The sequence below is a fragment of the Photobacterium indicum genome (assembly GCF_003026215.1).
Taxonomy (GTDB): domain Bacteria; phylum Pseudomonadota; class Gammaproteobacteria; order Enterobacterales; family Vibrionaceae; genus Photobacterium; species Photobacterium indicum.
The window spans coordinates 57,651-84,069 of the sequence record NZ_PYOC01000019.1; the positions used below are offsets into that span (position 1 = coordinate 57,651).

The following is a 26,419-nucleotide window of genomic DNA, read 5'->3' on the forward strand; positions in this document are numbered from 1 at the left end:
TAATATAACAGCGTTTTTATAATTTGCTGCCAAAGATTTACTAAAGTCAGAATTATTAAGTAAATTATTGCTGTTAAGGTAATAAAAAATATCTAACAAAAATAAATAATCATAAATAAAATCGAAGAAAGAATATCTAAAAATCTAACGTATTGTTTCAAAACAAAAAAAGCCCGCTAAATGCGGGCTTTAATAATCTCAATGTCCAACGCCTAAGCGTGGATTATTCTGTAATAAATTACAGTACGTCGATTGCGTTAAGGTCAGAGAATGCTTTCTCTAGACGCGTAACCATTGACGCTTGACCAGCACGTAACCAAACGCGTGGATCATAGTATTTCTTGTTTGGCGCAGATTCGCCAGTTGGGTTACCGATTTGACCTTGTAGGAAATCACGGTTTTCAGCTTCGTAAGTACGAACGCCATCCCATGAAGCCCACTGAGTATCAGTATCGATGTTCATTTTGATAACACCGTAGCCGATAGACTCTTGGATTTCTGCTTCAGAAGAACCAGAACCACCGTGGAATACGAAGTTTAGTGCGTTAGGTGCGATACCGAACTTCTCTGCACAGTATGCTTGAGAATCACGTAGGATAGTTGGAGTAAGAACAACGTTACCCGCTTGGTAAACACCGTGTACGTTACCGAAAGAAGCAGCGATAGTGAAACGTGGGCTAATAGCGTTTAGTTTCTCGTATGCGTAAGCTACATCTTCAGGAGAAGTATAAAGCTCAGACGCATCCATATCAGAGTTATCAACGCCATCTTCTTCGCCACCAGTACAACCTAGTTCGATTTCTAGAGTCATACCCATCTTAGCCATACGCTCTAGGTACTGACCACAGATTTCGATATTTTCTTCTAGAGACTCTTCAGAAAGGTCGATCATGTGAGAAGAGAAAAGAGGCTTACCAGTTTGTGCGAAGAACTCTTCACCAGCATCTAGTAGACCGTCGATCCATGGAAGAAGTTTCTTAGCTGCGTGGTCAGTATGAAGAATAACTGGAACACCGTAAGATTCAGCTACAGCGTGAACGTATTTTGCACCAGCTACAGCACCAAGGATTTGTGCACCTTGACCTTCAAGTTTAACGCCTTTACCAGCGAAGAAACCAGCACCGCCGTTAGAGAACTGAACAACAACTGGCGCTTTAACTTTAGAAGCTGCTTCTAGAACACCATTGATAGTGTCAGTGTTAACAACGTTAACAGCTGGAAGAGCAAATTTGTTTTCTTTTGCTACTGCAAATACTTTCTGAACGTCGTCGCCAGAAATTACGCCAGGTTTTACAAAATCGAAGATCTTAGACATAACAATTAGTCCTATTAACTTACGTAGTCGGTGTTAAATATTAAACGAAATTTTGCAAACGTTTGCTTCTGGTCAGCATTCTATAAAAAGTTGATCAGATTCACAAACATTAAAAGAAGGGAGCATTCACTCCCTTCCTATTTAATTATGCTTTTGCACGTTCTTCTAGCATAGCAACTGCAGGTAATACTTTACCCTCAACGAACTCAAGGAACGCGCCGCCGCCAGTAGAAATGTAAGAAACGTCAGCCTTGATACCGAACTTGTCGATAGCCGCTAATGTGTCACCGCCGCCAGCAACAGAGAAACCTTCAGAATCTGCAATTGCTTTAGAAATACCAGCAGTACCCGCTTCAAAGTTTTTGAATTCAAATACGCCAACAGGGCCATTCCAAAGAATTGTCTTTGCATTGCTGATGATTTCAGCAAGAGCGGCTGTTGAATCTGGACCTAGGTCGAAGATCATGTCGTCGTCTTGAACTTCAGAAACGTGCTTGATTTCAGCTTCTGCGTTCTCATCGAATGCTTTTGCACATGCAACGTCAGTTGCAACAGGAATCGCACAGTCTTTCATTAGCTTTTTAGCTGTTTCAACTAAATCGGCTTCGTACAGTGATTTACCAACGTTGTGGCCTTCAGCTGCAATGAATGTGTTCGCGATGCCACCACCAACAACAAGTTGGTCAGCAATTTTAGATAGCGACTCAAGAACAGTCAGCTTAGTTGATACTTTAGAACCACCAACGATTGCAACAAGTGGACGAGCAGGGTTGTCCATTGCTTTGCCAAGTGCTTCAAGTTCAGCAGCTAGTAGAGGACCAGCACACGCGATAGGTGCGTTCATGCCAACACCATGAGTAGATGCTTGTGCACGGTGAGCCGTACCGAATGCATCCATTACGAAGATGTCACATAGTGCTGCATATTTCTTAGAAAGCTCTTCTTCGTTCTTCTTTTCGCCTTTGTTAAAGCGAACGTTTTCAAGAACAACTAGCTCACCAGCATTTAGTTCAAGACCATCTAGGTAATCTTTCGCTAGTTTAACGTCACAATCTAGTGCGTCATTTAAGTAGTTAACTACTGGAGCTAGAGAGAACTCTTCGTTGTACTCGCCTTCCGTTGGACGACCAAGGTGAGAAGTAACCATTACTTTAGCGCCAGCTTCTAGGCAACGCTTAATTGTAGGTAGAGATGCAAGGATACGTGCATCAGAAGTTACTTTACCTTCTTTAACTGGTACGTTTAGATCTGCACGAATAAATACGCGCTTACCAGCAAGTTCCAGATCAGTCATCTTGATTACAGACATTGTTCGTCCTCTCAACAGTGTTAAAAATAAAAATTAAAGTTTGTACGAACCCAGCACGCTTGGTGCTAAGCCCTAATAATTCTTTATTGCGGTTTTGCTTCGCTATGTTGTGCAGCATCAGAAGCATGCATTGCCAACGCCGTATCTAACATACGATTCGCGAATCCCCATTCGTTATCACACCACACAAGCAACTTGATTAAATGCTTATTACTGACACGCGTTTGCGTGCCATCGACTATCGCGCTATGGGGATCGTGATTAAAGTCAATAGAGACCAAAGGTGCTTCGGTGTAATCCACTATGCTTTCTAATGTACAACGAGACACATCAGACAAGGCTTGATTTACGTCATTAACTTTCACATTTGTCTTAACTGTGACACTTAAATCCATCGCAGTGACGTTAATTGTAGGAACTCTGACCGAAATCGCTTCAAATTTGTCAGCAAATTTCGGAAATATACGTCCAATTCCAAGATGCAGTTTGGTATCAACAGGAATAATAGACTGACTCGCGGCACGCGTTCGGCGTAGATCTGAATGATAACCATCAATTACTTGTTGATCATTCATCGCTGAGTGAATAGTGGTGATGGTGCCAGATTCAATGCCAAAAGCATCATCAATAATCTTAATGACAGTTACGATACAATTCGTCGTACATGAGCCATTAGAAACAATGCGGTGTTCTGATGTGAGTGTTTTGTGGTTAACACCATAGATAATGGTATTGTCGATATCATTCGCGGCAGGGTGAGAGAATAAAACTTTCTTGGCACCTGCTTTGATATGGGCAAGACCATCTTCGCGAGAACCATATACCCCAGTACAATCAAGAACTATATCGACATCTAAATTATGCCAAGGAAGGAGGTTTATATCGCTTTGATGCAAGATACGAATATCATCCCGTTCTCCATTTTCATGAGCAATAAACAAATGCTCTTGATCATGTGAGACAGGCTTAAAGAAACGTCCATGGCTAGAGTCATATTGTAATAAGTGAGCCATAGCTTCAGGCTCAGCCAATTCATTGACTGCCACGACACTGATGTGGTGGTGTTTGCCGCTCTCGTACAATGCGCGAAGCACACTGCGTCCGATGCGACCAAATCCGTTAATTGCGACTTTTAGTGTCATATCCGTGCTACAAAAGTAATCAACAGCGCTAGTGTATAACAAGCTCCGCTTGGAATCACGATAATTGTGACAGCTCTCACTCAACACCAAGATAAAACAATAAAATCAACTATGTAAGTACAATAAAGACTGATAATAAAGACGAAAATACTGAAAAACAGTCGTTTTAGTTCACATTTTCCAATAAAAAAGGCCTCCATCGGAAGCCTTTTTTTCACACTGCGAAATAAATCACCTTAAAATAGAGAAATTCCATTCAAGGGATCGTCAACAATTAAGCAAGAAGCTCTTTTGCTGTATCAACAACGTTTTCAACCGTAAAGCCAAACATCTTGAATAGCTCGCCTGCTGGTGCAGACTCACCAAATGTTGTCATACCGATGATGCGACCATCGAAGCCTACATACTTGTACCAGAAATCAGCAATACCGGCTTCAACTGCGATACGTGCAGTCACATCAGACGGTAATACAGATTCACGGTAAGCAGCATCTTGCTTATCGAATGTATCTGTTGCTGGCATAGAAACAACGCGAACTTTACGGCCATCAGCAGTTAGCTGGGCGTAAGCTTCTGTTACTAGCTCAACTTCAGAGCCTGTTGCGATAAGAATAAGCTCTGGCTTACCTTCACAATCTTTCAGGATGTAACCACCCTTCGCGATATCAGCAACTTGCGCATCTGTACGTGGTTGTTGTGCTAGGTTCTGACGCGAGAAGATTAGCGCTGTAGGGCCATCTTTACGTTCGATTGCCAGTTTCCAAGCAACTGCAGATTCAACCTGATCACATGGACGCCATGTGCTCATGTTAGGTGTTAGGCGCAGTGAAGCAATCTGCTCTACTGGCTGGTGCGTAGGACCATCTTCACCCAGACCGATTGAGTCGTGTGTGTACACCTGAATGTTCTGAATTTTCATCAGCGCAGCCATACGCATTGCGTTACGTGCGTATTCCATGAACATTAGGAATGTTGCACCGTAAGGTACGAAACCGCCGTGTAGCGCCATGCCGTTGATGATAGCGGTCATTGCGAATTCACGTACACCATAGTGGATGTAGTTACCGCTAAAGTCGCCAGCTTCTAGTGCTTTTGAACCCGACCACATCGTCAAGTTAGACGGTGCAAGGTCAGCAGAGCCGCCCATGAATTCAGGAACAAGCTTACCGAATGCTTCTAGTGCGTTTTGAGACGCTTTACGTGAAGCAATGTTTGCTGGGTTCGCTTGAAGATCAGCGATGATTTTACTTGTTTCAGCTTCCCAGTTAGCAGGAAGATCACCAACAGAACGACGCTTAAATTCAGCGGCTAGTTCAGGGTGAGCCGCTGCGTATGCTGCAAACTTCTCGTCCCATGCCGATTCTTTTGCAGAGCCAGCTTCTTTCGCGTCCCACTCAGCTGCAATGTCAGCAGGGATTTCGAAAGGACCGTGGTTCCAGCCAAGGAATTCACGTGCAGCTGTGATTTCTTCAGCACCTAGAGGAGCACCGTGACAATCGTGTGTACCCGCTTTGTTTGGCGAACCAAAGCCGATAACAGTCTTAGTACAAATAAGCGTTGGCTTACCTGTTTCCGCTTTTGCTGCTTCGATTGCCGCGTTGATTGCGTCAGCATCGTGACCATCAACCGCAGGAATAACATGCCAGCCGTACGCTTCAAAACGCTTAGGTGTATCGTCAGTGAACCAACCTTCTACTTCACCATCGATAGAGATACCGTTGTCATCCCAGAAAGCAACCAGCTTGCCAAGACCCAGCGTACCCGCTAGAGAACATGCTTCATGAGAAATACCTTCCATCATGCAGCCATCACCCATAAAGGTGTAAGTGAAGTGATCGACGATATCATGGCCGTCACGGTTGAACTGATCTGCCATTGCTTTTTCAGCAATCGCCATACCTACCGCGTTGGTAATACCCTGGCCCAGTGGACCTGTCGTCGTTTCAACACCTGGTGCGTAACCGTATTCAGGGTGGCCCGGTGTTTTAGAGTGAAGTTGACGGAAGTTTTTCAGGTCGCTAATCGACAGATCGTAACCTGTTAGGTGAAGCAGAGAATAAATTAGCATTGAACCGTGGCCGTTTGACAAAATGAAACGGTCGCGATCAGCCCACTGTGGGTTCTGTGGGTTGTGGTTCATGTGGCTGCGCCACAGTACTTCAGCGATATCAGCCATACCCATTGGTGCACCAGGGTGGCCAGAGTTAGCTTGTTGAACACCGTCCATACTTAGGGCACGGATTGCATTTGCCAGCTCTTTACGAGAATTAGCGTTACGTGAAGACATGTCTGCTCCAGAAATTCGTAGACTGTATATTTTAAGTTATCGGTCAGCAAAAACGCGACCAATTAACCATGATTCGGCGGGCGGGTATTGTCGCAAAGACAGCCCCCTTACTGCAATCGTTTTCCTGAAGAAAATTAGCCTATTTTCAATAGGCTGAAAATAAGCATCACTAAGCTACTGTAAATAAAAGCAGTTAAGGGAAACGTTTGCTTCCACGAAATAAAGATGACCTTACTCTTCGTGCTGTTGATTTTATAACTACTTCGAGTATTATAGCCGTCTAGACGGAGGTAGCTCTATACATACAAACGTATATCCGTGTATGCCTGTAATGATTTACAAGCAAGTATTCACCAGAGCTATCGCTTATCAATCAATGTTAATGAAGTGAGAATACTCATGGCAAAACACCTGTTTACTTCTGAGTCTGTATCGGAAGGTCATCCAGATAAAATTGCAGACCAAATCTCAGATGCAGTCTTGGATGCAATTCTAGAGCAAGACCCAAAAGCACGTGTTGCTTGTGAGACTTATGTAAAAACCGGCATGGTAATGGTTGGCGGTGAAATCACCACTTCTGCATGGGTTGATATCGAAGAAATTACACGTGAGACGGTTCGTGAAATCGGCTACGTAAACTCTGAAATGGGTTTTGACGCAAACTCTTGTGCTGTATTAAGTGCAATCGGTAAGCAGTCTCCAGACATCAATCAAGGTGTTGACCGTGAAGATCCGCGCGAACTAGGCGCTGGTGACCAAGGCATCATGTTTGGTTACGCATCAGACGAAACAGACGTGCTAATGCCTGCACCTGTTACGTATGCGCACCGTTTAGTTGAGCGTCAAGCTAAAGTACGTAAAAACGGTACGCTACCTTGGTTACGCCCAGATGCAAAAAGCCAGGTAACATTCGCATACGATCAAGGTAAAATTGTTGGTATCGATGCAGTGGTTCTTTCAACTCAGCACAGCGACTGTATTGATCTACCTGTATTGCAAGAAGCAGTAATGGAAGAAATCATCAAGCCAGTACTGCCTTCAGAGTGGCTGACTAAAGAAACTAAATTCTTCATCAACCCAACGGGTCGTTTCGTTATCGGTGGCCCTATGGGTGACTGTGGTCTTACTGGTCGTAAGATTATTGTTGATACATACGGCGGTGCAGCACGTCACGGTGGCGGTGCATTCTCAGGTAAAGATCCATCAAAAGTTGACCGTTCAGCAGCTTACGCAGCACGTTATGTTGCTAAAAACATTGTTGCTGCTGGTCTGGCTGCGCGTTGTGAAATTCAGCTTTCATACGCGATTGGTGTTGCAGATCCAACATCTATCATGGTTGAAACGTTTGGTACTGAAAAAGTGTCTCATGACATCATTGTTGATGCTGTTCGTCAAAACTTCGATTTACGCCCATACGGCCTAATCGAAATGCTTGACCTGCTTCAGCCAATCTACAAGAAAACAGCAGCATACGGTCACTTTGGTCGTGAAGAATTCCCTTGGGAAGCGACTGATAAAGTTGAAATGCTACGCGACTTCGCTAACATTAAGTAAGCAAAGTGGTACAACAGCTAATAAAAAGGAAGCCTTGGCTTCCTTTTTTTATATATGAAAATTAGCGTATACCCAAGCTACCTCAAGATGCAGGATTCAGAGTGATATCAGCGTATTTAATTCAAGGGAAATGTGTGTAGGAATGGCATTCCCTTTCAAACACATTTGACACAGAAGTAGATACGCTGAATCACTCCCGAAGGGCGAGTTTTGTTGGGCTCTATCCGGTGTTACTTATTTTCAACGTAGAACAACTAGGTCTATAAATAAGTGCCTTGCCTAGAGCCCAACAAATTCTCGCTGAAACGAGCATCTTGAGGTAACTTGGGTATACAATCTTTAAAATCGTCGACTCATTACCAACGAAAGAAAAATGCATGCCCCCTCTTCACACTCAGGTCATTAATAAAGCACGCGATTGTATTGCTCTTGCTGAAAAAAAATTAAACCAGTCATTTGATATACCCGTTGTTAGCTTTAAACAGCGTGGAAAAATTGCAGGCAGTGCTCGTTATTCACAGTGGGAAGTACGGTTTAATCCAGTGTTACTCGCTGAAAATCCAGAGGCATTCATAAATGAAGTTGTGCCTCATGAAGTCGCCCATTTACTCACTTTTAAACTGTTTGGACGTGTTCGACCACATGGCAAAGAGTGGCAAACAATGATGACTCAAGTCTTTGGGATCCCTGCTCGCACCACCCACAGTTTTGATATCTCATCAGTGCGCGGTTCAACGTTTCTTTATCATTGCGCCTGCCGCGATCATCATCTGAGTATTCGCCGCCATAATAAAATTATCCGCCAACAAACCCTTTACCACTGCACCCAGTGCCGTCAAGCATTGTCACCAAAGATATAACACCAATCTAAATTGGTATAACGCGACCGCAGATAAAAATAGATAAACCTCGTTATTATACTTGTGATTGTTGATCAATAAATGTAATTAACAATAATAAAAACAGTGAAGTGCTTCTAAAATAATTGGATATTGATAAGCTTGTTAGACTGATTTTCAGCGCAGGATATCCAATGAACAGACCATTTACATGGCTAGTACTCTTACTATTGCCAGCAACAGCCCTTGCCGCTCCCCCTTCTTCATTTAGTAAAGCAAAGCGTCTCGCCGTTGAGATCTATCAAGATCACCCCACCAGCTTCTACTGCGGCTGTGCTATTACATGGCAAGGTAAAAAAGGGCTGCCTGATCTTGCGAGTTGTGGTTATGAGATTCGTAAACAAGAAAAACGGGCTAACCGAATAGAGTGGGAACACGTGGTACCGGCCGAAAACTTTGGCCGAGCATTTGTAGAATGGCGTGAAGGTCACCCTCAATGTGTGAACAGTAAAGGAAAAGCCTATAAAGGCCGCTCTTGCGCCACGAAAATGAATCCAGCCTATCGTTCTATGCAGGCCGATCTTCATAATTTAACACCAGCGGTTGGTGAGGTGAATGGCGATCGTTCTAACTACGCATTCTTACCATGGAATGGCAATAAAGGCGCTTCTTATGGTCAGTGTGACATGAAAATTGATTTCAAAAATCGCCGTGCTGATCCACCAGAGCAATCACGTGGAGCCATTGCACGTACCTATCTGTACATGAACCAAGAATATAAAATGGCGTTATCTAGTCAGCAACGTCAGTTAATGGAAGCATGGAACCGACAATACCCTGTAAGTACATGGGAATGTGAACGCGACCGTCGGATTGCTAACATTCAAGATAATCACAACAGCTTTGTGCTTAAAGCCTGTCAAAAATCGGGTTACTAATTTTATAGCGTTACTCACGTTATCGATTATAACGTGAGTAACGAAGACTATCCCCTGCTGCTAATCTCGATGTTATTTTCCCTTAACCTTGTAATTCGCTCTTCTCGCATCCATGTTAATATTCACGCAAGAACATTAAATTATTACAGGTTATCGACCTCGCCATGAGAATCCCCCGAATTTACCACCCTGAACTATTACCTTCACAAGGCAAGGTAATGTTAAGCGATGACGCTGCCAATCACGTTGGTCGTGTTATGCGCATGCAAGTGGGTCAGGAAGTGTTGTTGTTCGATGGTAGCGATGCTGAATTTCCAGCCGTTATTAGCACAGCCAGCAAGAAAAGTGTTGAAGTAGAGATCCAGTGCCGCAACGAAAACAGCATTGAGTCTCCGCTTAACATTCACCTAGGACAGGTGATTTCTCGTGGTGAGAAAATGGAATTTACCATCCAGAAATCAGTAGAGCTGGGCGTTAAGACAATTACTCCCCTGATTTCAGAGCGTTGCGGCGTAAAACTTAATGCCGAACGTTTTGAAAAGAAACTATCACAATGGCAAAAAATTGTAATTGCAGCCTGCGAGCAATGTGGCCGTAATGTGATCCCTGAAATCCGGCCAGTAATGAAACTAGAAGACTGGTGTGCTGAAGAGTACGATGGTTTAAAACTGAACTTACACCCTCGAGCAAACTACTCGATCAATACTTTGCCTGAGCCTGTAACAAAAGTACGCTTGCTTATTGGTCCGGAAGGCGGCTTGTCTGCTGAGGAAATTGGCATGACAGAGCAATATAAGTTCGATGAAATCTTGCTTGGTCCGCGTGTACTTCGTACCGAAACAACAGCAATGACAGCGATTACAGCACTTCAAGTACGCTTTGGTGATTTAGGTTAACCAAACCAACGACAGATTAGGAGATACAAATGATCAAACTGGGCATCGTGATGGACCCAATCGAGTCTATCAACATTAAAAAAGATTCCAGCTTTGCCATGATGATGGAAGCACAGCGTCGCGGTTGGGAAATCCATTATATGGAAATGAACGATTTGTCTTTAGAACAAGGCAAAGCCGTTGCTCGTACTCGCGTGGTTAGCTTACAAGAAGATCCAAACGGTTGGTTTGAATTCCAAAGTGAACAAGAAATCGCATTATCAGATTTAGACGCTGTATTAATGCGCAAAGATCCCCCGTTCGATACTGAATATATCTATGCGACCTATATTCTTGAGCGTGCAGAAAACGAAGGTGCGCTGATCGTAAACAAACCTCAGAGCCTACGTGATTGTAATGAAAAATTATTTACAGCATGGTTCCCAGAGCTAACCCCAACAACAATGGTTACTCGTCGTGCAGATAAACTAAAAGCATTCCACCAAGAACACGGTGATGTGATCCTAAAACCTTTAGATGGCATGGGCGGTTCTTCTATCTTCCGTGTAATGAAGGGCGATCCGAATGTCTCTGTGATTATTGAAACCCTTACAGCAATGGGCACCACCTACTGTATGGCGCAAACATTCGTACCAGATATCAGCAATGGTGATAAGCGCATTCTGGTGGTAGATGGCGAGCCAATGCCATATTGCTTAGCACGTATTCCCGCTAAAGGTGAGACGCGCGGTAACCTAGCAGCAGGCGGTCGTGGTGAAGCACGCCCTATCAGTGAAACCGATCGCATGATTGCAGAAACCGTTGCACCGATATTGAAAGAAAAAGGTCTGATCTTTGTCGGATTGGATGTTATCGGTGACAAACTAACGGAAATTAACGTAACAAGCCCAACGTGTATTCGTGAGATCGAAGCTGCTTTCGATATTTCTATTACAGGTAAGCTAATGGATGCAATCGAGCGTCGATTAGAGAAATAAAGCAGTGTGATTAGAGCTCGTTGATCTTTCAACAGAGCCCATAACACATTGAATCTCTGCTCTTATTAAAATAAGAGCAGAGATCATACAACCACCTTCATTTATATCTTACCTTCGCATTAACAACGTAGATGTTTAAAGATGGCAAGACTGCGTTCCTCTAATAAGCATAATCAGGCTAAGCCAACCCCTCTCTTCGTACCTTGTCTGAAGAATTTTTACTCTTTAATCACAACAATATTGCAAGATCAACACCCCCTAATACCAATTCCCTAAAATACTCTGCATACTGTAGGTAGAGAATCATATTTTTCAATTAGCTGTCGGTGTGATCTATGAATTTAACTAACCATTTTCTAGTCGCCATGCCTAGCATGCAAGACCCACATTTTAAACGTGGGGTTGTGTATGTTTGTGAGCACAATGAAGAAGGTGCTATGGGCTTAGTCATCAATTTGCCAATTGAAATATCTGTTGGCAATATGCTTGAACAGATTGAAGTCGAGCGTGATCTTCCCTTGAATAACCCCGATAGCCTAACGCAATCGGTATTAAACGGCGGACCTGTTTCTGAAGATCGAGGCTTTGTTTTGCATCAGCCCAAAGGTCAGTTTGATTCGAGTATCAGCATTAACGATGAGCTATCGGTAACCACATCACAAGATATTTTACCGTTACTAGGTACTAGCGAAGCACCGGAAAAATTCATCGTCGCATTAGGTTATGCAGGATGGTCTGCAGGGCAATTAGAGCAAGAGCTAGCCGAAAATAGCTGGTTAACGATGGAAGCCGACGCTGAAGTGATTTTTGAAACCCCTATAAATGAGCGATGGGATACTGCCGTCGCCCGCTTAGGTATAAACCCGGCCAACCTTTCGATCGAAAAAGGACATGCATGAGTAACTCACGCAGTGTATTAGCATTTGATTACGGCACAAAAAGTATTGGTGTTGCAATCGGTCAAGAACTAACAGGTACAGCAAACCCTTTAGCTGCACTTAAAGCAAAAGATGGCATTCCCAACTGGGATGACATTGGTAAAATTTTAAAAGAATGGCAGCCCGATTTAGTCGTTGTTGGCCTACCTCTCGACTTAGAAGGTGGAGAGCTTGAAAGTATTACCCCTCGCGCAAAAAAATTCGCCAATCGTATTCACGGTCGGTTCGGTTGTGTTGTTGAGCTACACGACGAACGATTAAGTACTGTTGAAGCAAAAGCAGACTTATTTGAACGTGGTGGATACCGTTCATTAAGTAAAGGTAATATCGATTCACAATCAGCAGTGGTTATTTTAGAAAGCTGGTTTGAACGCCAATACGGTTAAATAGATACGAGTATCGAATTGCATTTCGGTGCTCGTATCTTCCTCGTCATTTTCCCGATACATACACACTTTTCTGCCAGCACTCCTATCTTGATCATCATCGTTATAAATCCGCTTAAATACAGCAAATGATCATCTTGTACAGCTTTTTGAACAAAAAACAGCGCCAACCTACCTCACCTGCCTAGTTATTTATGAACTGAAGATAAAGATCCAGTATTTACCTTGCTTGATCAGCTTGTACAGCTTTTGGACTACTATAACTCCAAAGCTATACAAGCTGTACATCAGGATCTTGCTACTTAATTTAAGTGTTAAATTATAGATAGTTACAACAATTAGCAGCATTTATAGCTTTAGGATCATAGCTACTCTAAAACTGCCAATCACAATTCAACGGTTACGCCATCTAACGCACTGCCGCCCATCTTATTTTGAGCCCCTACCTTGATCATCAAGCGTAGATCGTTCGCAGAATCTGCATGGTGGAGTGCATCTTGTTCAGTGATCTTTCCTTCACTAAATAATTGATAAAGTGATTGATCAAACGTCATCATGCCGGATTCACCTGACTTCGCCATTACATCTTTGATCTCATGCAATTCGCCACGACGAATAAGATCTGCCACGCGTGGCGTATTCAGCAATAATTCAAATGTCGCATGCCGACCAATACCATGTGCATCAGGGATCAACTGTTGTGCCAAAATACATTTAAGGTTTAAAGACAGATCAAACAAAAACTGATCTCGGCGTTCTTTCGGCACTAAGTGCAGAATTCTCTCCAGTGCCTGATTGGCATTATTGGCATGTAGCGTCGCCATGCACAGATGCCCGGTTTCAGCAAAGTTCATTGCGTATTCCATGGTTTCAGGCGTGCGTATCTCACCAATTAAAATCATATCTGGTGCTTGGCGTAGCGAGTTCTTTAGTGCAACTTCATAGCTCTCAGTATCTAGCCCCACTTCACGCTGTGTAACGATGCAGCGATCATGTTTATGCACAAACTCAATGGGATCTTCTACCGTTAAAATATGACCACTACGGTTTTTATTTCGATAGCCAGTCATAGCCGCCATTGAGGTCGATTTACCCGAGCCTGTCGCACCGACAATGAGCACTAAACCACGCTTTGCTAACGCCATTCTTTGCATATCAATGGGCAAATTAAGATCAGTCAAATCAGGAATATTAGTTTCAATTCGACGAATGACCATACCCGGTAATTCACGCTGCCAAAATGCACTCACCCGAAAACGCATATCACCACGTACTAATGCAAAATTGGCTTCACGTGTCGTGACAAATTCTTGGTATAACTCCCGATCCATCGCTTCATCAAACAATGCATCAACCCCTTCACGCATTAATTCTTCACCTAATGCATACAGGTGACCGTCAATACGTAATAGACAAGGTGAATCAACAGTAATATATAAATCCGATGCTTTTTTGCTGACGACTTCATTGAGAATATCTTGCAGCTTCATTCTCGTTCCTTCGTTTAAAATTCCAATAGAAAAGGGTTATTCTCGGCTACAAACCGCACAGCGATAGTAAGCCAATGATGTTTATTTACATGATTGATGATGCACCATTGACTATACGACGCCCTTCCTCAGAATCAACACTACCTTGTGCCACCAACATTTTGACGCTTTGTTCCATGGTTTGCATACCCATAGATGATCCCGTTTGGATCATTGAATACATTTGCGCAACTTTGCTTTCTCGGATCAGGTTTCTAATCGCGGGGGTGGCGATCATTACTTCATGCGCTGCAACTCGCCCACCATTGACACTTTTGAGCAGACTTTGTGATACCACGGCACGTAACGATTCAGACAGCATTGAACGTACCATGTCCTTATCATTACCCGGAAATACATCGATAATACGGTCGACAGTTTTCGCCGCAGAGCTAGTGTGCAGAGTACCTAATACCAAATGCCCCGTTTCAGCAGCTGTCAGTGCCAAGCTAATGGTTTCTTGATCACGCAATTCCCCCACCACAATCACATCAGGGTCTTCACGCAAGGCAGAACGCAATGCATTGTGAAAACTGTGCGTATCACGGTGTACTTCACGCTGGTTGATCAAACAACGCTTACTGGTATGTACAAATTCCACCGGATCTTCAATGGTTAATATATGGCTATTGGTATTTTCGTTAATATAATCCACTAAGGCGGCAATCGTAGTGGACTTACCTGAACCAGTCGCCCCTGTTACCAAAACTAAACCACGCTGACATTGCGCGATTTTATAAAAAACATCGGGCACATTAAGTGATTCGAGGGTGGGAATTGCGACAGGAATCGTTCTAAATACTGCAGCGCCACCACGAGATTGATGAAACGCATTCACACGAAAGCGACCTACATTAGGTAATTCAAATGAAAAATCGACTTCCAGCCTTTCTTCGTATTCACGGCGCTGTGCATCGTTCATAATGTCGAACACTAAACGGTGTACTTCTGAATGGTCTAAAGCTGGTAGGCTGAGTTTTCTAACATCACCATCAACACGGATCATTGGTGGAACACCCGCAGAAAGGTGCAGATCTGACGCATTATGCTTTACACTAAAGTCCAGTAGTTCTGTGATATCCATAACTTTTCCTCAAGAATCAATTATGAGTAGTATCAAACAAAATATTGAACAGGTCATCAGTCAGATAACTTCTGCGACCGAAAAATGCGGTCGAACAACAGATTCCGTGCAACTCTTGGCGGTAAGTAAAACAAAACCAATCGCGGCAATTGATGATGCAATTGCGGCGGGTCAGCGTGCATTTGGTGAAAACTACGTGCAGGAAGGCGTTGAAAAAGTGCAGCATTTTGCAAATCGTGCACAAACTGAAGAAATTGTTTGGCACTTTATTGGTCCAATACAATCCAATAAAACACGCCCAATTGCAGAGCATTTCGATTGGGTGCATTCAGTTGATCGTATTAAAACGGCGCGAAGACTCAATGAACAACGTCCATCAAGTATGGCGCCTCTGAATATATTGCTACAGGTTAATACCAGCGGTGAAGAGAGTAAATCAGGCGTTAATATTAACGACTTAGCTGCTTTAGCGGATGAGATTGCAACCATGCCCAATTTGGTCTTGCGTGGATTGATGTCGATCCCACAAAAAGCCGACAGTTATGACTGTCAATATGCAGCCTTTAAATTACTGGCGGATGCACAACAACAATTACACATAAAATACCCACAGATCGACACATTATCTATGGGTATGAGCGGTGATATGGACGCAGCCATCGCAGCAGGCAGTACAATAGTACGCATTGGTACTGCGATTTTCGGCGCACGTGATTACACGTAGACAGAGACGAGAAATTCGCCTCCTCTCTACTTATTTAATAAGGATTTTTCATGGAACAACGCTCGATCACCTTCATTGGCGCAGGCAATATGGCGCGTTCAATCATTGCAGGGTTAGTTGCAAGTGGCTACCCAGCCAATAAGATTACCGCAACGGCTCCTAGCGAAGCGCGTCGTGAACCTTTAGCGCGTGATTATGGTATTCATACCGATGCCGATAACCTACGCGCTGCGCAGCAAGCTGATGTCATTGTGCTTGCGGTTAAGCCCCAATTAATGGAAAGCGTTTGTAGTGCACTGCAAGATATCAACTTCTCGAATAAATTAGTCATTTCAATTGCAGCAGGTATCTCTGCTTCTCGTTTAAATGAAATGCTAAATACTGAGCTTAATCTTGTTCGAGTGATGCCTAATACGCCATCATTGATCGGTAAAGGCATGAGTGGCCTATTCGCATCACAAAGTGTATCTGTAAATGATAAAGTCTATGCAGAACAACTAATGCAAGCAGTGGGTGAAGCCTGTTGGGTGCAACAAGAATCAGATATTAACGGTGTGATCGCTGCAGCAGGTAGTGCACCGGCTTATTTCTTTCTCTTTATGGAAGCAATGCAAAAAGAAGCGATTAAACAAGGTTTCGATGCCGATACAGCACGTTTACTCGTTCAGCAATCCGCATTAGGGGCGGCAGAACTAGTAAAGGCGAATCCCGAGACTGAATTATCGACCTTGCGCGAGCAAGTAACATCAAAAGGTGGAACAACGGCAGAAGCCATTCGCACATTTAACGAACACCAACTTAGTGATATCGTAGCCAAAGCAATGCGTGCTGCGGTATCTCGCGCTGAAGAAATGGAAAAACTGTTTTAAGGTTAATATATGAACTCTCTTGGTTTTTTAGTAAGTACTGTTTTCGACCTCTACATTATGGTCGTGTTAATTAGAATATGGCTACAATGGGCTCGTGCTGATTTCTACAACCCGTTCTCTCAGTTTGTAGTGAAAGCAACACAACCTATTGTTGCCCCCCTTCGCCGTATCATTCCGCCTATCGGTGGTTTTGATTTAGCGACATTAATTTTCGCTTATGTGCTAAGTATTGGTAAGTTTTTAACACTACAATTAGCACTCAATGGCGGCATTGTATTTAGCCCTGACTTCTTATGGATTGGTGCACTATCTCTGCTAAAAGCAGCTGGTGGCCTTCTATTTTGGATTCTACTGCTTCGTGCCATCCTTAGCTGGGTAAGCCAAGGTCGTAACCCAATTGAATTTGTCATGCATCAACTAACAGAACCACTAACAGCGCCTATTCGTCGTGTTATTCCGGCAATGGGCGGTTTAGATTTAAGCGTATTAGTGCTATTTCTTGGCCTGCAGTTCGCTAACTTTCTGATGGGTGATTTGATCGGTCCGGTTTGGTTCCAACTATGAGCCAAAGTGCTGTAAGTAAAACAGGCGATGATTTACTTATTCGCCTGTACATTCAACCGAAAGCAAGCCGCGATCAAATCGTTGGCTTGCACGGTGAAGAGCTAAAAATAGCAATTACAGCACCACCCGTTGATGGCAAAGCCAATGCACACTTAAGTAAATTTCTGGCAAAACAATTTCGCGTCGCTAAAGGCCAAGTGCTGATAGAGAAAGGAATGCAAGGTCGTCATAAACAAGTGCGTATTGAAAGTCCACGAGAAATTCCGCCGGTGATCGCAGAGTTGCTATAGGGCATTACAGCTATACTAAAGGAAGTTTGTAATACCCATCTGATGATTGCGGTCTTTTATTATCAGGTGGGTATCTAAAAGGATAATGTCATGATTCGTATTCTATGTTTATTGTCGGCAGTGCTCTTTATCGCATTACCAGCTCAAGCAGAACAACTCAAAAATATCGGTAATCTTGAAGTGCATTATTCAAGCTTTCCATCGACATTTCTAACGCCAGAAGTTGCCAATACTTACCGTATTACACGTAGCCGATATTCAGCAGTAGTGAATGTAACCGTGCTTGATACTTCAGCCAAAGGAAAGCCTGCGGTGACGGCACAGCTATCTGGAAAGGCGCGAAACTTACTCGGCACCGAAAAGAAGCTCGCCTTTCGTGAAGTACGTGAAGGTAAGGCTATTTACTACATAGCTGAACTTAATCATGCCAATGAAGAGAGTTTCAAATTTACAATTGATGTGTTCCAAAATGGGACTAATGGCGAAATTAAATTTGATCAAACCTTCTACGTTGATTAAACGCTAGCAACGAAAAAATAGCGTAATCGCATAACAATCAATATTAAGGAGCTTTGGCTCCTTTTTTATGATCTATCACGATTTAATCATCGCTCATACATGCTAATAAATTTCGGCTGAAACTCGCATCTGTAAGCCGCTTAGGTATATACCCATGTTACCTCAAGATGCTTTGTCAGGCACAAGCTCGATAATCAGAGCAAGGCGTAACATGAGGTAATTGTTATTCACTTTTTGAATGTTACAACGCAGGGCTGGTTTTCGAGCTTGCGCCCCGTAGGGCAAGGCAACTTGCACCAATCTGCGTTGTTATAAAATCTCTATGTAGAATAACTATACTTCAATTTTATGCCTAGCATATTGGCACAATTTGCCTTGCTGACTTTGCATCTTGAAGTATCATGGGTATATTATGTCGCCCTTATTTTTCGTTTCATTAAGCATCGTAGAGGCACACCGATGAGCAAACTCGTATTAGCAACAGGCAACCAAGGTAAAGTAAAAGAAATGGCTAGCTTACTGGCTGATTTTGGTTTTGATGTTGTTGCACAAAGTGATTTCAATGTGTCTTCGGTTGCTGAAACTGGCACCACGTTTATCGAAAACGCAATCATCAAAGCGCGCCATGCCGCTAAAGAAACGGGGTTACCAGCCATTGCTGATGATTCTGGTCTTGAAGTCGATTTTCTACAAGGTGCACCGGGTATTTATTCTGCTCGCTTTGCGGGTGAAGATGCCACAGATCAGCAAAACCTTGAGAAGCTATTGGCTGATATGGAAGGCGTACCAGCAGAGCAACGTACTGCCCGTTTCCACTGTGTATTAGTAATGATGCGCCATGAAAACGATCCAACACCTTTAGTATGTCATGGTAGCTGGGAAGGCAGTATCTTAATAGAAGCTCAAGGTGAAAATGGCTTCGGCTATGATCCTGTATTCTGGGTACCTGAAGATCAATGCGCTTCAGCACAACTAGAATCAACACGTAAGAAAGAATTATCTCATCGTGGCAAAGCGCTACAAAAACTCTTTGCTGCCCTGAAGGACGCATAATGTTAGTACCACCACCTCTAAGCCTGTATGTGCATATTCCTTGGTGTGTTCAAAAATGCCCATATTGCGATTTTAATTCGCATGCATTAAAAACCGAGATCCCAGAGCTTGATTATATCGATGCCCTACTCGAAGATTTAGACATCGACCTAGCAAAATATCAGCTAGAGGCTGGAGTTCGTCCGTTACACTCCATCTTTATTGGCGGTGGTACACCTAGCTTAATTTCTCCACCAGAAATCGGGCGTTTGCTTAAAGGCATTGAAGCAAGAATTCCATTTAGCCACAATATCGAAATCACCATGGAAGCCAACCCTGGTACCGTTGAAGCAGGACGTTTTGTTGCTTACCAAGAAGTTGGTATTAATCGAATATCTATTGGTGTACAAAGTTTTCAAGATGAAAAACTAACCCGCCTTGGTCGTATCCATGGTAGCGATGAAGCACGAAAAGCCGCCAAGCTTGCAACAGAGGCAGGCTTAAACAGCTTTAATATCGATTTGATGCACGGTTTACCCGACCAATCCATTGACGATGCGATGTACGATCTCAAGCAAGCTATTGCGCTAAATCCACCGCACTTATCTTGGTATCAGCTGACAATAGAACCCAATACCATGTTCTATTCTAAGCCACCAACATTGCCTGATGATGACGATTTATGGGATATTTTTGAACAAGGTCATCAGATACTGGCAGCGGCTGGTTATGTGCAATACGAAATATCTGGCTACAGCAAGCCCGGTTTACAATGCCGTCATAACCTCAACTATTGGCGCTTTGGTGATTACCTAGGTATCGGTTGTGGCGCACACGGTAAAGTCAGCTTTGCCGATGGCAACATAACTCGTACCGTAAAAGTTAAGCACCCTAGAGGCTACTTAAACCCCGCAAAACCGTACTTGGACAAAGAAACCCAAGTTGATGCCGCAGAACGTCCGTTTGAGTTCTTCATGAATCGATTCCGCTTACTTGAGGCATGTCCAAAGCAAGATTATTGTGACCGTACAGGCCTATCACTCGATACTATCGACACGAATATTCAGTGGGCGTTGGAACAAAAGTATCTGATTGATACTGGCGATACATGGCAGATAACCGAACACGGTAAACTGTTCTTGAATGATTTACTGGCAGCGTTTGTCGAAGATTAATAAAAAATAGCGAGTATCTTACGCGTATTCTTAGTGCGCCAAGATACTCGTATTGTTAACTGTTTCGCTAACGACTTTACTAATAAACAGTCACACTTTTCCACGTTTTTAGCGCAGGGATCAGAGATTGGATCTCTGTTTCTTGGATTTGTCTTTTGACGACTCGCTGGCACAATTCATCATCGATGAGCTGCGAATGTGAAAGTTGGTAAGGTAAATCTTTCGTCAGGGTTTGGTGATATTTGACTAGCGCTTGTTGTTGAGCGGTATTTAACTGAACCTTATGCGCACCAAAATACAACTGACCATTCTGCTTCACTTTAAACAAACGCTGCCCATCATCTAGGGTTAACGCACCATCTTGTAAAATCACTACGTTATGCCACGTTAAGTTACATTGTGAAGCCCAAGCAGGCGTCGTTATTACCACAAAAGTGAGTATCAGCATTGTTAATGTCGGCGTCGCATTTCTAGCAAAGATCATATTCATGCCCATCCCTATACAACGTAGAGTCTGCGACATGAATAGACGCAGCTCTTTAAAAGATTGATCGCCCAATACGTTCAGCGAGTAATTCTAATGCTGCTGTGCCTGCCAACGAGTTACCAGAAGGGTCCAGCTCAGGTGACCACACCGTTATCGACATTTCACCCGGCACGATAGCAACAATTCCGCCACCCACACCTGACTTGCCCGGCATACCCACACGATAAGCAAACTCACCTGCACCGTCATATAGCCCACAGGTTGCAAGCAATGCATTCATTTGCTTACTCTGAGTCTGGCTGATAATAGTTTTTTTCGCGCCTAAAGGAAGCCCTTTATTTGCTAAGTAACTGAATGTACGAGCCAAATCAACACAGCTCATTTTTAGCGCACAATAACTGAAATAATTGGTCAAAACAGGCATTACTTCATTTTCAAAGTTACCGAAAGAACGCATTAAATACGCAATCGATGCATTACGATCACTGTGCTGCATTTCAGATGCTGCGACCGCCTTGTCGTACGTTAAATGCGGGTTACAAGACAGTTTTCGTACCAATTCTAGCATCCGATATTGTGGCGCTGCCAAACGGCTATGCAACAAATCGGAAACCACCAGCGCGCCAGCATTGATAAAGGGGTTACGTGGAATACCGTTTTCCAGTTCTAGCTGGATCATCGAATTAAATGCATGACCAGAAGGCTCTTTACCTACACGTCGCCAAATTTCTTCAGGTTCATATAAGCTCATGGCTAATGTGAGCGACATTACCTTAGAGATGGATTGAATAGAGAAACGTTCTTGGCTGTCTCCGGCTTGGATGATTTCGCCATCGTTATAACACACGGCAATACCTAATTTAGTGGCAGAAACATTGGCTAATGCAGGAATGTAGTTAGCGACCTTTCCTTGACCAATTAACGGTCTCACTTCGTCCAAAATACCAGCGAGCAACTCTTTTGTTGGCTTCATTCTTATTCTCCAAGGGCAAAAAAGCCAACACGAGGTTGGCTTTAAAGGCATGATGCAATTTATTCTATGTTTGCTTTAAGCACTGCATCTAACCATATCGGTCTCGACAAATAGTCTGGGCGATAGCGGAAAAGATTACAACCTTAGCAAAACTGAGACTACTCGGTACGTGCGTACTTCATGTCCCATACGCCGTGACCTAAACGGTGACCACGTGCTTCAAACTTGGTTAACGGACGATCTTCAGGACGCGCAATATAGTCACCGTCTGTTGCCGTATTCTTGTAACCAGGTGCCGCATTCATCACTTCAACCATGTGCTCTGCGTAGTTTTCCCAATCTGTTGCCATATGGAAAACACCACCAATTTTCAGCTTTTTACGTAACATCTCAGCAAATGCAGGCTGAACGATACGACGCTTATGGTGACGCGTTTTATGCCATGGGTCAGGGAAGAACAGCTGAACAGTGTCTAGGCTGCCATCTGGAATCATGTAATCAAACACTTCAACAGCATCGTGACACATTACACGTAAGTTAGTTAGGGCTGCTTCTTCTGCCCCCATCAAACATGCACCCACACCAGGGCTGTGTACTTCGATACCAATAAAGTCTTTCTCTGGAGCATTCTTGGCCATTTCCACCAATGATGCGCCCATGCCAAAACCAATTTCTAACACAACAGGTGCTTCACGGTTATAGACTTCTTTCCAGTCCAGCATTTGCTGAGCAAAGTCGATACCCATTGTTGACCAGTTGTTATCCATAGCCGATTCTTGGCCTTTGGTTAAACGGCCTTCACGACGAACAAAACTACGAATCTTTCGTACAAGTTTGCCGTCTTCGGTCAATTCAGTCACGGTTACATCGCCGGACTTTTTTGAAACTTCGCTCATGGTAAATACCTAAAACTAAAAATGAAGAAAAACTAAGCGGAACGGCATTATCCAAAGTTATGGCATAAGTGCAAGTCTATCGATTGCGACAACTGCAAGTTTATGGTGGAATCATGCCCATACAGGGCTCAATAATGCCCAGCGCTATACTACCAGAACCAGTAAAAATCAGTGCCACCATATTAAACTCAATAATTATAATAGCGTCTATCAACGCTAAGCAAACAACAGTGAGTAAAGTCCGTGAGTAATACCTTCTCTGATGCCATTTTAGCGTGGTACGACAAATTTGGTCGTAAGACACTGCCTTGGCAACAAAATAAAACACCTTATAAAGTATGGTTATCAGAAATCATGCTACAGCAAACCCAAGTTGCCACAGTGATCCCTTATTTTGAACGCTTTATGGAACGTTTTCCGACGGTGCAAGATTTAGCCGCTGCCAAGCAAGATGAAGTACTGCATCTGTGGACAGGGCTTGGTTACTACGCTCGCGCTAGAAATCTTCATAAAGCTGCACAAATTATCGTCTCGGAGCACAATGCTCTATTCCCAACCGATATTATTCAGGTGCAAGCCCTGCCCGGTATAGGTCGATCCACCGCTGGAGCTGTTCTGTCATTATCGCTCAAGCAACATCACGCGATTTTAGATGGCAATGTAAAACGCACATTAGCGCGTTGCTATGCCGTGGAAGGTTGGCCCGGTAAAAAGCCAGTCGAAAATGCGTTGTGGGAAATTGCAGAAAAGAACACACCTGATTCAGGGGTCGAGCGTTACAACCAGGCAATGATGGATATGGGCGCAATGATTTGTACCCGCAGCAAACCTAAATGCGAACTGTGCCCTATTGAAGCAATGTGTGAAGCAAAAGCACAGCTTCGCCAAACTGATTTTCCAGGTAAAAAGCCAAAGAAAGTGATGCCAGAAAAACAGACCTGGTTTGCTATTTTGCAACACGGTGACGAAGTATGGCTGGAACAGCGACCGCCAGCAGGAATATGGGGGGGCTTATGGTGCTTTCCACAGCACGATACCGATGATTTGAGTGCATTAGTCACACAGCGTATCGGCTCAGAAAACCACATTGCCAAAGCAGAACAACTGCATGCTTTCCGCCATACCTTTAGTCACTACCACCTTGATATTGTGCCTATTCGCATGCTGTTATCCAGCCCGATGAATGTGATTCAAGAAAGCGGGAAAGGTCAATGGTATAGCTTAACTACGCCACCGAAAGTAGGGTTAGCAGCACCAGTACAGCAAATACTGGAAAGCCTGCGCTACGAGCTTAATCCCCCTAAAACACTACAATAACCTCAGTGTTAAAAAGGGCTTTCATCGCCCTTTTTACATAAGTTTTGCCTCTTCGCTGCCTTATCCTAGATGCTAGGGTTACACTCTGGTATAACTAGCAACGTACTCATTAGGTCATGATTAAGGAGCCATTCAATGAGCCGTACTGTTTTTTGTACTCGCCTAAAGAAAGATGCTGAGGGACTCGATTTCCAACTGTACCCAGGCGATCTAGGTAAACGTATTTTTGACAACATTTCAAAAGAAGCATGGGCTGAATGGCAAAGTAAGCAAACCATGCTGATCAATGAGAAAAAACTAAACATGATGAATGTTGATCACCGTAAGTTGCTTGAAACCGAAATGGTTAACTTCTTATTTGAGGGGCAAGATGTGATCATTGAAGGTTACACGCCACCAAGCAAGTAATACCCATCACGGTTTATTAATATATTCCGGTTAAAAGGTTTACGGGTAGAGAAAGAAAATGACATCATTGGCCGTTAATTAACTATCAATAATGTCACTTTCTGTTTGCCTACTTATGAATAAACGCCTTTGTTTACTGTTATCTCTCTTCTTGCTCAACGGATGTAGTCGTGAATTCATCGAGCAGCTGTACGATGTTGACTACACCACCACTAACCGCTTTGCGAACAATCTGGCATCGCTTCCCGGCCAGTTCACTAAAGATCCTGCTGAATTAAACCGATTAATTGGATCGTTTAGTGGCAAAGTTAAACGCCAATGGGGCGACGATAACGCTTTAGTTTCCAGTAAGCGCCAATACGTTAAATATACCGATGGCTATCAAAGCCGTGCGCACGTTGATTTTGATCGCGGTATCGTTACTATCGAAACCGTAGCTAAAACAGAACCAGAAAAACATTTAAAAGAAGCGATCACCACAACTCTGCTTACCCCCGATAATCCAGCAGGGGTCGATTTATATTCTGATCAGGCCATCGAGCTAAAAGGAAAACCCTTCCTCTACGAACAAGTCTTAGATCAAGATGGTAAACCAATTGAATGGTCTTGGCGGGCGAACCAATTTGCAGATCACCTAATTAATACCAAATTAAAGAAAAAGAAGATCCGCTATCAGCAAGCGTATTACGTCGAGATCCCTTTAGTTGCAAATAGCTCGAAGCAACGAGGGTATAAATATGCGAGTATCATTAAAGATGCCTCTCGTCGCTACGACATCCCTGAAGATCTAATTTATGCGATCATCAAAACCGAAAGCAGTTTCAATCCCTACGCAGTTAGCCACGCCAACGCTTATGGCTTAATGCAAGTTATACCCAAAACCGCTGGCGCCGATGTCTTTAAGCTTGTCAAAAAGAAGCCTGGAATACCGAGTCCAGAATATTTATTTGATCCAAGAAGCAACATTGATACAGGCACAGCCTATTTCTATATTTTGCGTAATCGTTATTTGAAAGATGTAAAGAACCCTACATCACTGCATTACAGTATGATTTCGGCGTATAACGGCGGTGCTGGCGGTGTGCTTAACACCTTCAATAAAAATGATAGAAAACGGGCAATGAACGATTTAAACAGCCTTCAGCCAAATCAGGTGTATTGGGCACTGACCAATAAACACCCAAAAGCAGAAGCAAGGCGTTATTTAGAGAAAGTGACTGCATTCCAAAAAGAGTTTAATCAAGGCAAAATTTAAGTCATTGAGCAGAGCATTGAGATATTTGCGGTATTTATCAACAGCATTTACCTCATCTCATTACTGGTGTTGAATACTGATATCCAGTATTCAACACATCAATTTGGTATAGATAACGGCTTTAACGAGCAAAAATCAAGCAGGCGAACCATTTGCTCGATTTTTCTCGAAAAAAAAGTTGACGAAAGAGCCTAAAACCCGTTTAATAGCGCTCCGTTGCCTCGATAGCTCAGTCGGTAGAGCAGAGGATTGAAAATCCTCGTGTCGGTGGTTCGATTCCGCCTCGAGGCACCATTATTTCTTTTTGTTCGTTAGAATATGAGAAATACGGTGCAAGCAACGAAATAGATAATTCCCTTTTAGTTCAGTTGGTAGAACGCCGGACTGTTAATCCGTATGTCGCTGGTTCAAGTCCAGCAAAGGGAGCCAAATTCGTTTTTGAGTTACATGTTAACTTGAAGACAACAAAGATTTAGTGTGCCGACTTAGCTCAGTAGGTAGAGCAACTGACTTGTAATCAGTAGGTCACCAGTTCGACTCCGGTAGTCGGCACCATTTCTTAGCAAACGCTGTGTAGCATTAACCAAGGTTGTGTAACATTAGCTTTGCAAAAGTAAAAGCCTAACCGCTTTCACTTTTGCCTCGATAGCTCAGTCGGTAGAGCAGAGGATTGAAAATCCTCGTGTCGGTGGTTCGATTCCGCCTCGAGGCACCAT

At 43.4% G+C, this 26,419-nt stretch carries 26 protein-coding genes and 4 tRNA genes; 21 read left to right on the forward strand and 9 right to left on the reverse strand.

Translation table 11 applies throughout. The features are described from left to right. Positions 1-238: 238 nt before the first annotated feature. From fbaA to tkt, 4 genes are all read right to left on the reverse strand, one after another. Positions 239-1,315, reverse strand: coding sequence for a class II fructose-bisphosphate aldolase (gene fbaA, locus C9J47_RS26020; RefSeq protein WP_107256859.1), 1,077 nt, complete (start codon positions 1,313-1,315; stop codon positions 239-241). A gap of 145 nt (positions 1,316-1,460) precedes the next feature. Next, positions 1,461-2,624, reverse strand: a complete 1,164-nt coding sequence (locus C9J47_RS26025; protein ID WP_006232535.1) for a phosphoglycerate kinase — start codon at positions 2,622-2,624, stop codon at positions 1,461-1,463. 83 nt (positions 2,625-2,707) lie between these two features. Next, entirely contained in the window at positions 2,708-3,766 is a 1,059-nt protein-coding gene (gene epd / locus C9J47_RS26030) for an erythrose-4-phosphate dehydrogenase (RefSeq protein ID WP_107256862.1), read from the reverse strand. A 274-nt stretch (positions 3,767-4,040) separates the two neighbouring features. Then, entirely contained in the window at positions 4,041-6,053 is a 2,013-nt protein-coding gene (tkt, locus tag C9J47_RS26035; RefSeq protein ID WP_107256864.1) for a transketolase, read from the reverse strand. 399 nt (positions 6,054-6,452) lie between these two features. Between tkt and metK the strand changes: the two genes are divergently transcribed. From metK to ruvX, 7 genes are all read left to right on the forward strand, one after another. Next, positions 6,453-7,607, forward strand: coding sequence for a methionine adenosyltransferase (metK, locus tag C9J47_RS26040; protein WP_107256892.1), 1,155 nt, complete (start codon positions 6,453-6,455; stop codon positions 7,605-7,607). Between the two features lie 377 nt (positions 7,608-7,984). Next, entirely contained in the window at positions 7,985-8,467 is a 483-nt protein-coding gene (locus tag C9J47_RS26045) for a SprT family zinc-dependent metalloprotease (protein WP_107256866.1), read from the forward strand. A gap of 173 nt (positions 8,468-8,640) precedes the next feature. Further along, a complete protein-coding gene (locus C9J47_RS26050) occupies positions 8,641-9,384 on the forward strand; it encodes an endonuclease (RefSeq protein ID WP_107256868.1) in 744 nt (247 codons plus the stop codon). A 164-nt stretch (positions 9,385-9,548) separates the two neighbouring features. Further along, positions 9,549-10,280 (forward strand): 16S rRNA (uracil(1498)-N(3))-methyltransferase, encoded by a 732-nt coding sequence (gene rsmE, locus C9J47_RS26055; RefSeq protein WP_107256870.1) that lies wholly within the window; start codon positions 9,549-9,551, stop codon positions 10,278-10,280. Between the two features lie 29 nt (positions 10,281-10,309). Next, on the forward strand, positions 10,310-11,257 hold the full coding sequence (gshB, locus tag C9J47_RS26060) for a glutathione synthase (protein ID WP_107256872.1): 948 nt from the start codon (positions 10,310-10,312) through the stop codon (positions 11,255-11,257). Positions 11,258-11,592: 335 nt separating this feature from the next. After that, on the forward strand, positions 11,593-12,156 hold the full coding sequence (locus C9J47_RS26065; protein ID WP_006232527.1) for a YqgE/AlgH family protein: 564 nt from the start codon (positions 11,593-11,595) through the stop codon (positions 12,154-12,156). Then, complete coding sequence (gene ruvX / locus C9J47_RS26070; RefSeq protein ID WP_006232526.1) at positions 12,153-12,581, forward strand: Holliday junction resolvase RuvX; 429 nt, start codon at positions 12,153-12,155, stop codon at positions 12,579-12,581. Before C9J47_RS26065 ends, ruvX begins: the two co-directional genes overlap by 4 nt. Before the next feature lie 386 nt (positions 12,582-12,967). Here ruvX and C9J47_RS26075 read toward each other — a convergent pair whose 3' ends face one another. Both C9J47_RS26075 and C9J47_RS26080 read right to left on the reverse strand, forming a co-directional pair. After that, the gene (locus C9J47_RS26075; RefSeq protein WP_107256875.1) at positions 12,968-14,071 is read right to left on the reverse strand and encodes a PilT/PilU family type 4a pilus ATPase; all 1,104 of its coding nucleotides are present in this window, start codon (positions 14,069-14,071) and stop codon (positions 12,968-12,970) included. A gap of 85 nt (positions 14,072-14,156) precedes the next feature. Further along, entirely contained in the window at positions 14,157-15,194 is a 1,038-nt protein-coding gene (locus C9J47_RS26080; protein ID WP_107256877.1) for a type IV pilus twitching motility protein PilT, read from the reverse strand. A 22-nt stretch (positions 15,195-15,216) separates the two neighbouring features. Here C9J47_RS26080 and C9J47_RS26085 point away from each other — a divergent pair, with 22 nt between their 5' ends. The 7 genes from C9J47_RS26085 to hemW all read left to right on the forward strand — a co-directional run bounded on the left by C9J47_RS26085 (position 15,217) and on the right by hemW (position 20,367). Next, the gene (locus tag C9J47_RS26085; RefSeq protein ID WP_107256879.1) at positions 15,217-15,918 is read left to right on the forward strand and encodes a YggS family pyridoxal phosphate-dependent enzyme; all 702 of its coding nucleotides are present in this window, start codon (positions 15,217-15,219) and stop codon (positions 15,916-15,918) included. Between the two features lie 50 nt (positions 15,919-15,968). Then, on the forward strand, positions 15,969-16,787 hold the full coding sequence (proC, locus tag C9J47_RS26090; RefSeq protein ID WP_107256881.1) for a pyrroline-5-carboxylate reductase: 819 nt from the start codon (positions 15,969-15,971) through the stop codon (positions 16,785-16,787). A gap of 9 nt (positions 16,788-16,796) precedes the next feature. Then, entirely contained in the window at positions 16,797-17,351 is a 555-nt protein-coding gene (locus C9J47_RS26095; protein ID WP_006232521.1) for a YggT family protein, read from the forward strand. Next, positions 17,348-17,641 (forward strand): DUF167 family protein YggU, encoded by a 294-nt coding sequence (gene yggU / locus C9J47_RS26100; RefSeq protein ID WP_041394527.1) that lies wholly within the window; start codon positions 17,348-17,350, stop codon positions 17,639-17,641. Before C9J47_RS26095 ends, yggU begins: the two co-directional genes overlap by 4 nt. A gap of 90 nt (positions 17,642-17,731) precedes the next feature. After that, positions 17,732-18,160, forward strand: coding sequence for a DUF4426 domain-containing protein (locus tag C9J47_RS26105; RefSeq protein WP_107256883.1), 429 nt, complete (start codon positions 17,732-17,734; stop codon positions 18,158-18,160). 459 nt (positions 18,161-18,619) lie between these two features. Beyond that, positions 18,620-19,213: an XTP/dITP diphosphatase gene (locus C9J47_RS26110; RefSeq protein WP_107256884.1), complete on the forward strand. Its 594-nt coding sequence runs from the start codon at positions 18,620-18,622 to the stop codon at positions 19,211-19,213. Further along, a complete protein-coding gene (hemW, locus tag C9J47_RS26115; RefSeq protein ID WP_107256885.1) occupies positions 19,213-20,367 on the forward strand; it encodes a radical SAM family heme chaperone HemW in 1,155 nt (384 codons plus the stop codon). The genes C9J47_RS26110 and hemW overlap by 1 nt, the downstream gene beginning before the upstream one ends. Positions 20,368-20,446: 79 nt before the next feature. On the opposite strand, the gene C9J47_RS26120 is transcribed toward hemW, so the two are convergent. From C9J47_RS26120 to trmB, 3 genes are all read right to left on the reverse strand, one after another. Next, positions 20,447-20,857, reverse strand: coding sequence for a YggN family protein (locus C9J47_RS26120; protein WP_245903635.1), 411 nt, complete (start codon positions 20,855-20,857; stop codon positions 20,447-20,449). A 49-nt stretch (positions 20,858-20,906) separates the two neighbouring features. Next, entirely contained in the window at positions 20,907-21,827 is a 921-nt protein-coding gene (gene glsB / locus C9J47_RS26125) for a glutaminase B (protein ID WP_107256886.1), read from the reverse strand. 158 nt (positions 21,828-21,985) lie between these two features. Then, positions 21,986-22,723, reverse strand: a complete 738-nt coding sequence (gene trmB / locus C9J47_RS26130; RefSeq protein ID WP_006232514.1) for a tRNA (guanosine(46)-N7)-methyltransferase TrmB — start codon at positions 22,721-22,723, stop codon at positions 21,986-21,988. Between the two features lie 243 nt (positions 22,724-22,966). Here trmB and mutY point away from each other — a divergent pair, with 243 nt between their 5' ends. From mutY to C9J47_RS26165, 7 genes are all read left to right on the forward strand, one after another. After that, positions 22,967-24,040 (forward strand): A/G-specific adenine glycosylase, encoded by a 1,074-nt coding sequence (mutY, locus tag C9J47_RS26135; protein ID WP_107256887.1) that lies wholly within the window; start codon positions 22,967-22,969, stop codon positions 24,038-24,040. Between the two features lie 135 nt (positions 24,041-24,175). Continuing rightward, on the forward strand, positions 24,176-24,448 hold the full coding sequence (locus C9J47_RS26140; protein ID WP_006232512.1) for an oxidative damage protection protein: 273 nt from the start codon (positions 24,176-24,178) through the stop codon (positions 24,446-24,448). A gap of 115 nt (positions 24,449-24,563) precedes the next feature. Then, complete coding sequence (gene mltC / locus C9J47_RS26145; protein WP_211321794.1) at positions 24,564-25,703, forward strand: membrane-bound lytic murein transglycosylase MltC; 1,140 nt, start codon at positions 24,564-24,566, stop codon at positions 25,701-25,703. A 218-nt stretch (positions 25,704-25,921) separates the two neighbouring features. Beyond that, a tRNA-Phe gene (locus C9J47_RS26150) sits at positions 25,922-25,997 on the forward strand. 59 nt (positions 25,998-26,056) lie between these two features. Further along, positions 26,057-26,132, forward strand: a tRNA-Asn gene (locus C9J47_RS26155). Between the two features lie 50 nt (positions 26,133-26,182). After that, positions 26,183-26,258: transfer RNA gene (locus tag C9J47_RS26160), tRNA-Thr, on the forward strand. 84 nt (positions 26,259-26,342) lie between these two features. Beyond that, positions 26,343-26,418: transfer RNA gene (locus tag C9J47_RS26165), tRNA-Phe, on the forward strand. The last annotated feature ends 1 nt before the right edge of the window (position 26,419 follow it).